15 protein-coding genes and 2 pseudogenes are annotated in these 13,441 nt (G+C 68.4%); 9 read left to right on the top strand and 8 right to left on the bottom strand.

Going from position 1 to position 13,441, the window contains the following annotated elements; translation table 11 throughout:
* The first annotated feature begins 325 nt into the window (after nt 1-325).
* Nucleotides 326-646, top strand: a complete 321-nt coding sequence (locus ACFVX4_RS31760; RefSeq protein ID WP_389983854.1) for a hypothetical protein — start codon at nt 326-328, stop codon at nt 644-646.
* A 564-nt stretch (nt 647-1,210) separates the two neighbouring features.
* Here ACFVX4_RS31760 and ACFVX4_RS31755 read toward each other — a convergent pair.
* From ACFVX4_RS31755 to ACFVX4_RS31745, 3 genes are all read right to left on the bottom strand, one after another.
* The gene (locus ACFVX4_RS31755) at nt 1,211-1,627 is read right to left on the bottom strand and encodes a hypothetical protein (RefSeq protein ID WP_389983851.1); all 417 of its coding nucleotides are present in this window, start codon (nt 1,625-1,627) and stop codon (nt 1,211-1,213) included.
* Nucleotides 1,628-1,902: 275 nt separating this feature from the next.
* Nucleotides 1,903-2,367 carry a hypothetical protein gene (locus ACFVX4_RS31750; RefSeq protein ID WP_389983848.1) on the bottom strand — a complete coding sequence of 155 codons (465 nt, stop codon included), beginning with the start codon at nt 2,365-2,367 and terminating at the stop codon, nt 1,903-1,905.
* 72 nt (nt 2,368-2,439) lie between these two features.
* Complete coding sequence (locus tag ACFVX4_RS31745) at nt 2,440-3,201, bottom strand: hypothetical protein (protein ID WP_389983845.1); 762 nt, start codon at nt 3,199-3,201, stop codon at nt 2,440-2,442.
* 147 nt (nt 3,202-3,348) lie between these two features.
* On the opposite strand from ACFVX4_RS31745, the gene ACFVX4_RS31740 reads away from it, so the two are divergent.
* The 5 genes from ACFVX4_RS31740 (at nt 3,349) to ACFVX4_RS31720 (ending at nt 7,936) form a co-directional block, all read left to right on the top strand.
* Complete coding sequence (locus ACFVX4_RS31740) at nt 3,349-3,942, top strand: hypothetical protein (protein ID WP_389983842.1); 594 nt, start codon at nt 3,349-3,351, stop codon at nt 3,940-3,942.
* A 28-nt stretch (nt 3,943-3,970) separates the two neighbouring features.
* On the top strand, nt 3,971-4,207 hold the full coding sequence (locus ACFVX4_RS31735) for a hypothetical protein (RefSeq protein WP_389983839.1): 237 nt from the start codon (nt 3,971-3,973) through the stop codon (nt 4,205-4,207).
* A gap of 10 nt (nt 4,208-4,217) precedes the next feature.
* On the top strand, nt 4,218-4,520 hold the full coding sequence (locus tag ACFVX4_RS31730) for a hypothetical protein (protein WP_389983836.1): 303 nt from the start codon (nt 4,218-4,220) through the stop codon (nt 4,518-4,520).
* Between the two features lie 1,051 nt (nt 4,521-5,571).
* Nucleotides 5,572-6,549, top strand: coding sequence for a transposase family protein (locus ACFVX4_RS31725; protein WP_389983833.1), 978 nt, complete (start codon nt 5,572-5,574; stop codon nt 6,547-6,549).
* A gap of 124 nt (nt 6,550-6,673) precedes the next feature.
* A complete protein-coding gene (locus tag ACFVX4_RS31720; protein ID WP_389983830.1) occupies nt 6,674-7,936 on the top strand; it encodes an IS701 family transposase in 1,263 nt (420 codons plus the stop codon).
* A 244-nt stretch (nt 7,937-8,180) separates the two neighbouring features.
* Here ACFVX4_RS31720 and ACFVX4_RS31715 read toward each other — a convergent pair whose 3' ends face one another.
* The 4 genes and pseudogenes from ACFVX4_RS31715 to ACFVX4_RS31700 form a co-directional block, all read right to left on the bottom strand.
* A complete protein-coding gene (locus tag ACFVX4_RS31715) occupies nt 8,181-8,663 on the bottom strand; it encodes an NUDIX domain-containing protein (RefSeq protein WP_389983827.1) in 483 nt (160 codons plus the stop codon).
* 5 nt (nt 8,664-8,668) lie between these two features.
* Nucleotides 8,669-8,749 (bottom strand): annotated as a pseudogene (locus ACFVX4_RS31710) (IS5/IS1182 family transposase); the annotation flags it as partial.
* 203 nt (nt 8,750-8,952) lie between these two features.
* The gene (locus ACFVX4_RS31705) at nt 8,953-9,414 is read right to left on the bottom strand and encodes a hypothetical protein (RefSeq protein WP_389983824.1); all 462 of its coding nucleotides are present in this window, start codon (nt 9,412-9,414) and stop codon (nt 8,953-8,955) included.
* A gap of 73 nt (nt 9,415-9,487) precedes the next feature.
* Nucleotides 9,488-10,123, bottom strand: coding sequence for a TetR/AcrR family transcriptional regulator (locus ACFVX4_RS31700; protein ID WP_389983821.1), 636 nt, complete (start codon nt 10,121-10,123; stop codon nt 9,488-9,490).
* Between the two features lie 102 nt (nt 10,124-10,225).
* On the opposite strand from ACFVX4_RS31700, the gene ACFVX4_RS31695 reads away from it, so the two are divergent.
* The gene (locus ACFVX4_RS31695) at nt 10,226-10,894 is read left to right on the top strand and encodes a hypothetical protein (RefSeq protein ID WP_389983818.1); all 669 of its coding nucleotides are present in this window, start codon (nt 10,226-10,228) and stop codon (nt 10,892-10,894) included.
* A 126-nt stretch (nt 10,895-11,020) separates the two neighbouring features.
* Complete coding sequence (locus ACFVX4_RS31690; protein WP_389983815.1) at nt 11,021-11,791, top strand: MIP/aquaporin family protein; 771 nt, start codon at nt 11,021-11,023, stop codon at nt 11,789-11,791.
* Between the two features lie 161 nt (nt 11,792-11,952).
* Here the strand turns inward: ACFVX4_RS31690 and ACFVX4_RS31685 are convergent, their stop codons facing one another.
* Nucleotides 11,953-12,459, bottom strand: coding sequence for a hypothetical protein (locus tag ACFVX4_RS31685; protein WP_389983812.1), 507 nt, complete (start codon nt 12,457-12,459; stop codon nt 11,953-11,955).
* A gap of 456 nt (nt 12,460-12,915) precedes the next feature.
* On the opposite strand from ACFVX4_RS31685, the pseudogene ACFVX4_RS31680 reads away from it, so the two are divergent.
* Nucleotides 12,916-13,384 (top strand): annotated as a pseudogene (locus ACFVX4_RS31680) (aminoglycoside phosphotransferase family protein).
* The last annotated feature ends 57 nt before the right edge of the window (nt 13,385-13,441 follow it).

The raw sequence follows: 13,441 nt of genomic DNA, 5'->3' as shown, positions 1-13,441 counted from the left end.
TCGCGTGCAGGGACACATGCCGTTGTCTACTCACCATGCGCTGGAAGGCGCCGCTGAATGCCTTCCAGATCACCTGCGAAGTCCGGCTCGCCTCGGCCGCCCACTGAACACTTCAAACCAAGATCAGCCGATAAATTGACGCACCCGCCGGCCGGCGTGAGAGGTAAAGCGCTAGGCGATCACAAGGACGGGGTTTATGGGGCGAGGGGTAGCTCCGGTGAGTGAGGCGGGATCGTTTCACGGCCATTCGGGTGACGGTCGCCCCGCGGGCGTATCCGGGCGGACACACTGGCCGCCCGCAAGACGTCCCTGAGGGAGCGATTTCATGAAGAACCTCCGAAAGGCGCTGGCTGCGGCCGTTGCCGCCGCGGCCCTGTGCACCGTGTCTGCGGCGCCCGCCCAGGCGGCGCGAGGATCTTTCGTCTACTACGTGGACGGGTGGTGGCAGGGATTCGAGCTGACCGATCCCGAGGACGGTCGCTGCTACAACACGCAGGCTGAAGCAAACCGGCCGACCAACCACACCGACCGCCTTGCCGTTCTGTACCGGGGTACGGACTGCCAGGACGGTGCGGTCGTGGCCATTTTCGAACCGGGTCAGAGCGGCGTCGATCACTTCGGATCGGTGAAGTTCCTGGTCAGGTAAGACGGTGCGAGGTGCGCAAGGGTCGCAGGCTCTCGATCTTCGCTTCTGGTGACAGAAGGACTGCTGAATGACCGTGTGTGACAAGTCGGATGCCTCGCCTGTGACAACCAGACTGCTTCGACCGATCTCATTCGCCAGCTCATCCGAGCCCGCTGGTGACAACTCCTGAGCTTCGGCTCAGCTGATGAGCCGAAGCACGATAGTTGTCACCGGGAGCGCCGGGCACTGCGCGCCGGGCTGGCGCCGACCGCAGACTGGTTGAGCAGTTGGGGCGCTCAGGATACCCAACGGGGAAGTCCGCCCCGGACGCGGGGCGTCGTCCTCGGCGACGCGGACTTGAGCGGCGGCCCACTGGTTGGCCCCGTGTTCGACGCCGCGCAGGTAGATGGCGCGGGCGCCAACGGATGCGGGGCATTTCCTTACCGCGTCGGCCAGGTCCTCGGCCTCGGCCAGGCGCGGGCCACCTCGATCCCGTGCCGCTCGGCCCGCCGCTCGCCGAGCGGCACCCACGCCCCCGGGCACGGGGTATCAGCCCGGAGTCGGAGTCCGGGGGAAGGCCCGTCGTCACAGCCGCTCGCGGTAGTACGCCGCCATCTCGGCCTTCCGCTTGGCCTCGTACGCCGCCATCTCGGAGGCCTGTCGCTCGTCACAGTGGCGCACCTGCCGCCAACGGGCGGTGTCGTAGCCCTCGGTGTCCCGCCACGGTGCCAGGATTCGGCAGAGCTCGTTCCAGCGCTGCTGCCGGGCGCCCAGCATCTCGGCAGAGCCGTCGTCCACGTCGAAGATCTTCTGCGCGGCGTAGAAGTGGTCGAACACCGCAGTGTTCAGGGCCTGCGCGATCCGGCGCTCGGCGGGGTCGCTGTCGTGGCGGAGCGACAGGTCGCTGGTCCGCTTCTCAAGGAAGGCCCACATCGCGTCGACGTCGGCGAGGGTGACGTCGCTGGCGTACTGCACTGCTTCGGCGGCCGGGGTAGGTGTCACGGGAGGGTCCGTTTCGCCTCGGGTGCCAGGGCGATGCCACCGGCATCATGTCGGGGTTGTTGCGTCGGACAACGGAAAAGCGGCACCACCTGAGCGGCACCACGTGTTCTCGAGCGAGTCGGGCCCGCACATGCCGCACAGCCGCTTCCGGCAGCCCTGCAGCCGTAGTTCCTGCGCGGTGTACAGGTCGGGCAGACGGGACCAGTGGAGTCCGCCGGCCTTACGGGCGTAGGGGCGTGCGATTGCCAGCTGTTCCAGGTTTTTCTCCGGCGAGTTCAAGCCGGACAGTCCCAGCGGTGCAACCGGGCAGCCTGCCGTCCAATGGCATAGGTGGCTCCCTCGTCTCGTCTCCGTTTCCAACGGTCGACATCCTTCTGGGCCGCCTTCTCGACGCGGCCGATCTCGTCACAGGCCCGGCAGATCCCTTTGGTGTGCTCGCAGGAGCACTCACCGCACCGCCCGCACGGGACACACCCGTGCATACGGCGTTCTGGCGACAGCGGGGATTGGTAGACCAGGACGCCCGGCGGCCGGCCGCGGTGAGGGCGAGTCTCCACGAGCCCGGCGCCGACCAGTTCGTCAAAGAACGGACACAACTGCTGCTCGTCCTTCAGCCCAACCAACGGGGCCATGTCCTTCACGCTGATGTCGTCATCCACTTGAGCCTGCAGAACGACGTAGAGAAAGCGGCTGGTGACGCTCAATTCGGTGTCGAGGACTACGTTCTGGTGAACAACCACCAGGGGGCGAGCGCCTCGCTCGGTGCAACACAGGCATGTTCACGCTCCGGATACAGGCGACGCGGACACGGGTCAGGCGCCCAGGAACAACTGGGGCAGCTGCTCGACCGCCTCCAAGGCCGCCCCGTAGTTCTCCCGGGCCAGCTTGATGCGGCGAACATCCGCGACCAGATCGACATACAGGTCCTGGGCGCTGCGCTCGCGCTGCCCGCACAGCCGTGCCAGGCATTCCTCGGCGGCCTTCAGCTCCTGCCCGGCCTTCTCGATGGCTTCGGCACGCCAGTCAGGCATGCCGCTGGCCGTGGGCCACCCGAGACCGGCAGCCCTTTGCTCGGCGGCGGCGTGTTCCTTCCGGGCGGTCCGCAGCCGCAGCACGGCGGCCGAGCACGTCAGGTAGACCTTGGTCTCCTCAATCGTCATCGCGACCTGCTCGTCGCGAATCAGATCGAACACCCGGCCCTGAAAGAAGCCGGCGGAGCCCCGGTGAGTGTCCAGCGCGCAGGCGTCCAGGAAATCCCCGTCGACATGGGACCCCGGCTCGTACGGGCCACCGACGACCAGGTTGTACGGAGCGTTCTTCGCTCCCTGCTGTAGCGACCACACCGCCAGCTCGCCCTCGTGTTCGTGTACGACGTGCCAGTGGTCCCGGCCGTACGCGCGGTGACAGCACTTGGGCTCGATCACGGTTCCCCAGAGCCGGCCCTGCACCGTGCAGTCGCGATCATTCAAAAAGGGGCGCAGGGGCAACTGGCTGTAGATGGCCTTCGACATCCGCGTGCCGCCCACCGACAGCACCTTGATGGTCACCGCGGCCTCTTCGACTACCAGATCCATGCCCTGAAGAACGCGCACGACGGGCGCACGACGCGGCGTCACAGCCCAGTTCCCGCGTTCGGCTCAATACGCAGGACACGGCGGCGGCTCGCGGCCCTGCTTCCATACGTCCTGGCCCAGCCCGCCGACGCGGAGGACGATGGAGTCATGGGTGAGCACGACCAGGAGCACGTCGCCGAACCGGCGCGGCCGCCGCTCAAGACGGCGCAGGCCCGGGAGATGACGGCCGGGCTGCGCGAGGCGATGGACAACGTCCGGCGCTCCGTGGCGGTACTCGCCGCCCGGGTCCGCGACGCGCACGCCGCCCGCGTCTGGCTGCCACTGGGCCACGCCTCGTGGGAGTCGTACTGCCAGGCGGAGTTCGGTATCTCCCGCGCGCAGGCGTACCGGCTCCTGGACGTTGCTCGCGCCCTGAACGCGATCCACGACGCGGTCGCCACCGGCACCGAGATGTCTCGCACGCGAGACACAGGCCCGGCCGCTGCGGCCGCGATCGACTACGGCCTCTCCCAGCGCGCCCTGATCGACGTCTCCACCCGTTCCGACGACGGCGCGGAGCTGATCACCCGCCGACTCGCCACACTCGCCCACAGCGGCCTGACGGCCCTCGATGAGCCCACGGTGCGCGCCGTGGTCCGCCAGGCCGTCCGCGACGTCCGCACCGCCCCGCCCCCACCGACCACCGATCCGCCGGCTGCTCCTGTCACAACCCGTTTCCCCAGGCGGGCGGGGGTCCTGTGAGGTGTGAGGCGAGGGCCCGCGGCGCGGGGTGCTGCTGCTCCTGTGTCTCAGCCCGAACGGCAGGTCGTACGTGGTCGACTGGCACCGCACCAGCCTCCTCGCGGGCCTCACCACGGCCAAGGTCATCGCCCAGGACGGTTGGGAGTTCCCGCTGCCGAGACGCTCCGAAGCGGACCTTCGCAGACGCCGCATGGGCGCGGTGGCGGGGGCGGTGATGGAAGTGGTGCGCGACAGGGGTCTGGCACCGACTGATCACCGTGCATAGGGTTCCCCCCATGAACGACGAGATCACGACCACGGTCGGCAGAGAGTTCTACTCGTTCGACGGTCGGATACTGGAGATCTTCGGTGGTAACCCTATCCGCTTCCACATACGGCACCTGCACCTACGCGTCACCGGCCCCGACCGGAAGGGGAAGCGGATTGTGGAGATCACGCATGGCCGGCCGGAATTCCCGGGCGGGAGCCACATCTGGCGCTACACGGCCGCGGAATGGGAGCAGGCCCATGGCCTGGCCGCGCTGCTGGAAGCGGTACAGGCGGCCATCAACTCCACCTCGGGACACGGGCCCGTGTGACCCGAGCTGCACACCGGAACGCCGCCGAGACCTGGGGATCCGGACATCGCCGATGAACTGGAGGCGGACCAGTGCGGTGCCTTCGGGAGTGATCAGGGTGTACGGGGGTCCGGCCGTGCTTGTCGGGTTCGATGTCGACGGCGCGGATGGTGGCCTGTTCGCTCGCCAGATCGCCTGAGACAGGGTCCGCTATCCGCAATCCTGGGGCCAGCTTGCTTGAGATTTCCGGCACCGCAGCGTCTCACTTGATCTGGTCGGCGCTGGTCACAGCCTCGACTTCGAACCAGATCATCTGAGACGGGACACCGCCTGACTCGGGCGGTCAGGAATGGGACGCCGTCAGCGTCAGCCGATTCCTCGGACTCCAGGCCGTCGAACGGCTCGGCACCGCGGCCGGACCGATCATCATGGACCCGGCCGGCCGCACGATGTACTTCGTCGTCCCGCCCGGAATCACCCGGTCCTGGGCGTTCCCCAGGCCACGGTCCTGGGTGAAACCACCCACGTGGTTCTCCCACCCGACCACAAACAGGCGCCACCCGGCCCGTACTGGCTGCTGCCCCCCGCCGGGCACTCACCACTACCAGTGCCCTGCAGCAGGCACTCACCGTAGTCAGGGCCAGCCTTGACCTTCGACCGAGTTCCGGTGGCGCTGCTGCCACCCAGTCGTGTCCGTGGTGCCACGGGGCCTGAGCATGAAGCGGCGCTGCACCCGGGGGTACAGCGCCGTACGTTCAACGACCAGGGTCAGGCAACGCGGAGCTTCTTGCGGCGTTCGAGGGCGAGCTGCTCGTGGTAGTCCTCGACGGCCTGGTGGTACCGGGCGGCGAAGTCCGGGGCATCCAGCCGGTCGTCGATGCCCATGCCCTCGACGGCACGCTGCGGCGCGGCAATCGACTCGTAGTCGGCACCAGATAGTTGCTCTCACTCAGACCGGCCCTTGGAGCGCAGGAGACGAAGCAAAGAACCCTGCTGCTTACGACCTGGGGGTGAATAGTCCCGGTGTTGGTGGGGCCGTGACGTGAGAAGGGCCGCACGGGTTGGGTGAGTTGTGACGCTTACCTGGGCCCGTGCGGCCTGCTCCCATCCTGCCCTGTCCGGGGTCTCTCGCGCACATCTCGGCGAGTTGCTCGAAGAGTTGTCGCCGCGTTGGTGGGCCCTGCGTGACTCGGCGCTCGACCGGCAGCGGGGCGACAAACGGCGCCGGGCTGAGGGGGCCGGGCGCAAGCCGAAGCTGGAGTTCGTCGACCGGCTGCTGGTCACCTTCGTCCACCTGCGGCTCGGCCTGCCGCACGCCGCTCTGGCCGAGCTGTACCGGGTGGGCCGCTCCACGGTCTCCGCCGCGATCCGCCAGGTCAGGCCCCTGCTCGCTGCCCGCGGTTTCGCCGTGCGCGACCGCCCCGGCGTCAGGCTGCGGACCTTGGAAGATGTGTTCGCCTACGCCGATTTTGAAGGCGTGGACCTGCGGATCGACGGCACCGAGGTGCAGGTCCGACGCCCACGCGCCGGACGGCCGGGGCGCAAGGCCTTCGTGTCCGGCAAGAAGAAGCAGAACACGATCAAGACCACTACCTTCAGTGACCAGCAGGGCCGCACGCTGTTCTCCGGAGTCGTCCGCCCGGGCCGGATGCACGACCGGACCGCCCTGCGTACCGAGGGCATCGCGGACCAGTTCCGCCGGTACCCGGGGGTGAAGGCCGAGGTCGACTCGGGATACCAGGGCCTGGCCAAGGAGTTCCCCGGCCAGGTCAGCGCCCCTCCGAAGAAGCCGGCCGAGGACGCCTGCGACGGGGACAAGCGGGCCTGGCGCGAGATGCGCCGCCGCCAGTCCTCGGCGCGGATCTGCGTGGAGCACACCAACGCCGAGTACAAGCAGTGGCGTCCCCTCCAGCGGTACACCGGCCGACGCGAGACCTACGCCGAGACCCACCTCGCGATCGCCTCGCTGGTCTCCGACCGCTCCGCACGACGCCCGACCCGCCGCCGGACGAACACCGAACTCGTCCTCGCCCGCAACACCGTCTGCTGATCACCCACCAGCCGAACCACCAGGCCAACACGCCCCGATCCCAATTTCACCCAAGGTCGTAATAGGGCTTTGTTAGGTACCCCGGATGATCAAGCAGGAGTAGGGTTGTGATCTTCTTTCAGGTGTGACACCTGAGGAGATGGAAGAGGTCCGTCCGCGTCTGGAGGCGTTCGCGGCTCAGATGCTCGGCTCGCTGGCCCGTCGGGACCAGCGGGCCAAGGGCGAGATGTATCTGCGTGGGCTGATGCTGGACGGCAAGCGCAAGTCCATGCAGCCGATGGCCGATCGCTTGGGCGTGGACCACCAGCAACTCCAGCAGTTCGTGTCCTCCTCCACCTGGGACTACTCCAGGGTCCGGGAACGGGTGGCCCGTTGGGCTGCGGCGCACATCTCGCCCGAGGCGTACGCGATTGACGATGTCGGCTTCCCCAAGGACGGCTACGACTCGCCGGGGGTGGCACGGATGTACTGCGGCGCGCTGGGCAAGCGCGGCAACTGCCAGATCGGCGTCAGCGTGAACCTGGTCAGCGACCGCGCGTCCTCGGCCGTCGACTGGCGCCTGTTCCTGCCCGAGAGCTGGGACGACACCAAGCACGGCGACGACGCGTTGCTGGCCGAGGCGATCCGACGCCGCCGCGCCAAGGCCGGCATCCCCGAGCATGCTCGCCACCGGGAGAAGTGGCGCCTGGCCCTGGACATGCTCGACGAGGTCCGTGAGGGCTGGGAGCTGCCAGACCTGCCGGTCGTTGCCGACGCCGGATACGGCGACGCCACGGGCTTTCGCGAGGGCCTGACCGAGCGCGGCCTGACCTACGCGGTCGCAGTCAAAGCCACCACGACCGCGCACCCCGGCGACGCCACGCCCGAGCGCCCGCCATACTCCGGGCAGGGCCGCCCTCCCGTGTCCGCCTACCCCCAGCCGCACACCACCCTGCGCGCGCTGGCCCTGACAGCCGGACAAACCGCCACCCGCACCGTCACCTGGCGCCAGGGCAGCAAGACCACCAAGCGCAACCCGAACGCCGAAATGCGCTCGCAGTTCCTGTCCCTGCGGGTTCGCCCGGCCAACCGGTCCATCCGCCGCGCCGCCGACGGCTCCCTGCCCGAATGCCGGCTGCTCGTCCAGTGGCCACCCGACTCCGCCGAGCCAACCGACTACTGGCTCTCGACGCTGCCCGCCGACACCCCACTACGCGAGCTGGTGCGAATCGCCAAGACCCGCTGGCGAGTTGAGCACGACTACCGCGAGCTCAAGGACGGCCTCGGCCTGGACCACTTCGAGGGCCGCAACTACCTCGGCTGGCACCGCCACGCAACCCTCGCCTCCCTCGCCCAGGCCTTCTGCACCCTGCTCAGACTCGACCCAAAAGCCCCTGCGCCGGCCTGACCCTCTACGCGGTCCTCCGCGAACTCCAGGCCCTCCTGGCCACCTGGACCGGCGCCTGCTCGATATGCGGCCAACCCGCAGCAACCCCCGAACCTCACCACAGGACCTAACAAAGCCCTAGTAAGAGCTGTCCCGTAAATGATCTAAGAGGCTGGATGGACGGCTCCGCCGCCGTGATGAAGCCGACCATCCCAAGATCATTCCACTCGGGATGGTTCCAGGCGCGGCCGTCGAACCGGCTTCCTCAGCACCGCAACAGGCCGCTCACCGGTACCGGTTGTACATGGCCGTCGGCAGGCCGGGTGCGCTCCAACTCCAGCCCGACGTCTACCAGGGAAGCGCGCTGCAAGTGCGGCACCTCGGTCAATGAGAACCAGGCCGCCTGGTCAGATGAGCCATCGATTTCGTGACGCAACTCGCCACCGGTGAGCCGGACGCAGTAGAAGACACCCACACTGTGCAGTTCCGTTCCACCAGGTGCGCCCCAGTTGACCCGCCGGGTCCTGGAGTCGACGCCGAGCAGGCGATCGACCTCGACTTGGTACCCGCTCTCCTCGGAAACCTCCCGGACGACCGCATCAATCGGATCCTCGGCATGCTCGATGCCACCGCCGGGCAACGACCAGTACCGGTCGGTCCCATCCGGAGAGGCGAAGTGGGTAAGTAGCACCCGTTCATCCCTGATACACACCGCGTAGGCAGCCACCCGCAATCGCTGAACAGTCACTCCGGCAGCCTATTGAACTGACGTGGACTCAGCCCGGTGTACGGGGCTATCCAGGACGACTCCGGCGCCGCGATCACACCAGCCACGCGAAGATCATCCCAGGACGGTTGGGGTGCGCTTCGTCGAGCCGACGGCCCGGCCAGACCCAGGGCCCACCAGATCGTGGAGCCGCGCCCGCTACCAGCGCATGCCGAGTTGATCGAGGTCGGCACGGCGTTGCTGGGGGAGTTTTGCGGCGCGTTTGCGGACGTTGTCGAGCCACGTGCCGAGCTTGACCACGACGGGCCCGTCAGCGCCGTTCTGACGGCCCGCCGAGCCCGCTTCCGTCCCTACCCCGCTCGATGTGCTTCCGGGGCACCCGCAGATGCCCTTCACAGGCGTGGAACTGCCGCGCCGCTGCGGGGTTCGCGGCCCACCTGTCATCCTGCGTCCGTTTCGCCGGCCGCTCGTCTTCCCCGGCCGGGGTGATCGTGAGGGTGTTCTCCAGGATCCACTGCTGTACGGGCAGGAGCTGTTCCCGCCCGAACCGCTGCGCGTTCACCCACCGGCCGAGGTCCTCGCCCTGGACGACGACATCGCCCGCAGCCTCCGGGAGCGTGCGGCTGGCCTTGACGTGGTTCTGGACGAGGCGGTAGCAGCGCTGCCACTCGGTGTCCCAGGCAGGGCACCATCCCGGATCGATCGCGTCCAGCTCGTCCTGCCGCGCCTCGGGCGGTGGCCGGGTGCGCCCGCCCGTCGGTGAACTCGGCACTGTCCCGGTGCACCGCAACGAAAGGGGCCGCATGGTGAGGGAGGCACTCGTGCTCCGGGCCGTGCCGGCGGGCTCAGTCGGTCGTGTTCGGGCGGTCGGCGGCGGCGACGAGGTCGGCGAAGGTGAGCGGTTCGCCCGGGGCGGGCGCCGGTGCGGCCTGCGTGGTCAGGCCGTCGAGGGCAAGGTCGAGATGGCGGTGCAGCAGCGTGCCGTCCGCGTCGAGCCGGGAGAGACCACCGGGCAGGGGGCGGGACAGCCGGATCGACAGGAGGATCAGGTCCCCCGCCCCCACCTCGGGGCGCAGCCGGCCGGATTCGTGCGCCGCGTGGATCAGGTGGTCGAGCGCCCTCGATGTGCGGGTCCGGCTTTCGATCAACTCCTGGTCGACAACGAGCCGTTCGAGCAGCACCGGGATTACCGCGCCCATCCGGAGGCCGGCTGCCGCGTGGACGAAGCGCCGCACCGCGTCGTACGCGTCACCCTCCTCCCGCGCCGCCTGGTGGGCCGCGGCCTCAAGGCGTGAGAGCAGGTCACCGGTGAGATCGCGCACGAGTGCCTCGCGGTCGGCGTAGCGACGGTAGAGCGTGGCCGGCCCCACACCCGCCCGGCGCACGATCAGGTCCAGCGGGGCGTCCAGGCCCCGCTCCAGGAACACATCGCGGGCGGCATCCAGGATCCGTCGTCTGCTGCGTTCGGCGTCCGCCCGCATGAGATCCACCTTCCATCAATGAAGCGGAGAACTTCTCTCCGTCTATGCTAGCGTGCCGTAGGCGGAGAAAATTTCTCCGCTTCGCTCGAAAGGGGCTTCGCCATGAACACTGGCGCGCTGGATGTCCGCACTGTCATCGACGGTGTCGAGTACGGGGACGATGCCGTTCGGCAGTGGGAGCTGGACCGTTCGCGGGCGGCGCTCACCCTGCTGAAGCAGCGGATCGGGGACGAGCGGATGCGGGAACTCCTCGCCCTCGATCTCGCCGCGTCAGACGCGGTGATGGCACCGCTTCCGAACGGGTCCGGAGGAGCCTGGCGGTCGGCCGTCACCGAAATGACAGTCGCCGGGATCGACGTGGACCGGTTCCTCACCTGGTGGCAGGGCCGGCTCGCGGGCGGTGACCGGTCCGCGCTGCTCTCCGCCAACCCCGAGCACTACCTCGCCGACTCCAGCGGCGGAGTGGTCGAGATCATCGAGACCATAGGATCCGGCCCCCTCCGGTTCTTCCTCACCTTCCACGACGGCGTCGAAATCGCGGACGAGGGCCACGAGGAGTACCCCGTACGCATCGGCGGCACCGGACGCCTCGGTGACGGCACGGAGATCGCCCGCGTCATGCATGAGTTCGGCGACGGCCCCGACGGCTTGCGCATCCGTCTGACCATCCAGTTCCCGGCCAACGCCCCTGAGCGCGTCTTCGTTGGACATCAGTGGCACTTCGCCTGCGAGTTCACCAACTGGCTGGAAGGCGCGCACGCCCAGGCGTGAGCTCCTTCCGCACGCAGGCGGGGATCCCCTGGCGATCAGGGGATCCCCGCCGCCAAGGGGAACCCCGCGCCCCGGGCTCTCCTCGGCGCGGCCCGGCGAACAGCGATTTTCGATAGGGACATGTCCATGACAATCACAACTCCGGCCGTGCCGGCACAGGCCGACCCGCCCACCACCGCAGAATCCGGCATCCTGCGTCGCGCAGCCTGCGAATTCGGCCTCACCGGCCTTCTGCTGTTCTTCGTCGTCACCGGCGTGCGCTGGCTTATCGCACCCGACTCACCGATCTCCGCCCATGACACCCACTACGCTCTCGCCATCCTTGGCGTCACCATCGGGGTGCTTCTCATGGTATTCATGATGTCCCCACCCGGCCGGCGGTCCGGCGGACACCTCAACCCCGCCGTCACCATCGCGCTGTGGCGGCTCGGCGCCTTCCCGGCCCGCGCCGTCGTCCCGTACGTCACGGCCCAACTGGCCGGTTCCGTCGCGGGAACGGCGCTCAGCCGACTTGTCTGGGGACCGGCAGTCTCCCGCGTCCCCGTCGGCTACGCGACCGTCCACGCCGACCCGGCATGGGACGCCACCTCGATCCTCACAGCGGAGACCGGAGTCCTCGTCCTGCTGACCGTGATGCTCTCCGTGCTCCTGGCACACCCGGCCGGCCGCAGACTGCTCCCCTGCGCGGTGGGGCTCGCCACCGCGGTCATCATCGCGACGTTCGGTCCCCTCAGCGGCGGATCGGCCAACCCGGCTCGACAGTTCGGTCCGGCGCTCCTGGCCCAGGACACCACCCACCTGTGGATCTACCTGCTCGCTCCGGTGCTCGGCGCGGTGCTGGGAGCAGCCCTCGTGGCTCTGGCCAAACCCCTGACCGCACAGCGGCCCCGGTGCTGACAGAGAGGGAAATCACCAATCGGCTATCGCGGCGGACCGGAACGCCGGCCCACGCCGGTGTCCAGATCTCGCCGTCGGGGCGGCCGGGGCAGACGCATCTCGTCTGGTCCCGCCTTGGCTCCGAGCATGCTGACGGCGGGCGGGCGGGAGACGAGTGACGTCTATGCCGCGGGCCCCGCCGCGTTATCTGCCCGGCGGGCAACCTCCTCAGGTACCCCAAACCGTTCATGGAGTTCTTCGGCAAAACGCGTCCGGTAGATGCCGTGGACGATGGTCCAGGGAGACTGGTAGCCCCTGTGCTCCGAGTCCGAGACATCCTCGTCCCACGGCACTACGCAGTCTGGAAGCAGCCGCGCACGGCCCAGATACATCTGCGCGGCCTCTTCCAACTGCACTTCTCCTGCGATCACCGAGCTCCATAGCCCGCAGCCCTGCCCGACCACCCACATGCACAGATCTTCGGTGCTGTCTTCGGACCAGACGTCCCCATCCACGCTCACGCCTTCCGAGAAGTCGGCCAGCGAATCAGCCGCGGACTCGTACGCGAGCGCGAAGGCTTCAAGGACTTCCCGCGGCTGGGACTCCAACCACAATTCAAGGGCAGACAGGCGCGGTCGTGTCGCTTCCAGGACTTCCCAGAACCAATCAGGAACATGATCCGGTCCCATTTCGGCTCCCGTGTCGATGGCTGCGGTACCCGCCCGACCGTACAGCGGGATGGAGTCCCCTGGACACTCCCAGACTTCACCGTCGGCGAATGGCGCTCTCCATCCGCGCAGTCACCGGATTACAGTCAGGCACTTACCTTCACCTGGCAAATATGGGTGTCGGTGTGGCACCACGGACACATTTCCGCAGGTCAATGTGTCAGCGCCGACACATACCCTCCCGCAAAAGCCCAGGTCACAGTGGGTTTCCCGCGAAGGCCCTCTTTTCCTTAAAGACGCACGCGCGCGCGAGGGCCGCACCAAGGCCTCGCGCTGGGGGTGGCCAAGGCAGCCGCCACGGCCAACGGTGCGCACTGCCCCGCCCCGCGCGTCAGCGGCCAGCCCGTCCATACAGCCACCACGCCCGCTGGATCCCGGGCGCCTCTAGCACCGCAGTCCCGGGGTTGACCCGTGAGGATGACTCCAGGACCGTCCGGGCCAGCCTGGTGGTTTCCTGCGGTACTGCCAAGGCGTGCGCCCGGGGTTGAGGCGGCTTCGCGTGCGGCTCTGCGGACCCGTGCCGCGTGGAGCAGGGCCATCCAGCGGTGTGAGCGGCTGCTGGAGACGGAAGCGACGACCGTGTTGCTCCACGGTGACCTGCACCTGGGCAACGTGCTCGACGGTGGAGCGGAGCGCGGTCTGATGGCCATCGATCCGAAGGCATGTGTGGGTGATCCGTGCTTCGACGCTGTGGACTACGTCGTGGCCGGCGCCGGGCTGGAGGGCGTCGAGACCCGTTGCGCGCGCGTGGCGGAGGCGTGCGGGCTCGATGGCGACCGGCTCCACGCCTGGAGCCAGGTGATCGCCCCCGTTTGCGGCCATCGCCCACCTCGGTAACGGTGGTGAGGAGCCGGCGATCGATGAACTGCTCGCGTTGACCCGGTGAGAACACCTGACATTTCCAAACGCCTCGTGCCCCGCGCTCTGCTCAGTCCCCCGAGGC

The sequence above is a fragment of the Streptomyces sp. NPDC058240 genome (assembly GCF_042882135.1).
Lineage (GTDB): Bacteria > Actinomycetota > Actinomycetes > Streptomycetales > Streptomycetaceae > Streptomyces.
Note: the sequence above shows the minus strand (reverse complement) of the source record. Positions and strands in the feature narration are given on the sequence as shown.

Bases quoted from the DNA above. Each gene is read 5' to 3' on its own strand.
- ACFVX4_RS31685 (WP_389983812.1), bottom strand. From the start codon at position 12,459: ATGGGACCGGATCATGTTCCTGATTGGTTCTGGGAAGTCCTGGAAGCG.
- ACFVX4_RS31760 (WP_389983854.1), top strand. From the start codon at position 326: ATGAAGAACCTCCGAAAGGCGCTGGCTGCGGCCGTTGCCGCCGCGGCC.
- ACFVX4_RS31695 (WP_389983818.1), top strand. From the start codon at position 10,226: ATGAACACTGGCGCGCTGGATGTCCGCACTGTCATCGACGGTGTCGAG.
- ACFVX4_RS31700 (WP_389983821.1), bottom strand. From the start codon at position 10,123: ATGCGGGCGGACGCCGAACGCAGCAGACGACGGATCCTGGATGCCGCC.
- ACFVX4_RS31740 (WP_389983842.1), top strand. From the start codon at position 3,349: ATGGGTGAGCACGACCAGGAGCACGTCGCCGAACCGGCGCGGCCGCCG.
- ACFVX4_RS31730 (WP_389983836.1), top strand. From the start codon at position 4,218: ATGAACGACGAGATCACGACCACGGTCGGCAGAGAGTTCTACTCGTTC.
- ACFVX4_RS31690 (WP_389983815.1), top strand. From the start codon at position 11,021: ATGACAATCACAACTCCGGCCGTGCCGGCACAGGCCGACCCGCCCACC.
- ACFVX4_RS31745 (WP_389983845.1), bottom strand. From the start codon at position 3,201: ATGGATCTGGTAGTCGAAGAGGCCGCGGTGACCATCAAGGTGCTGTCG.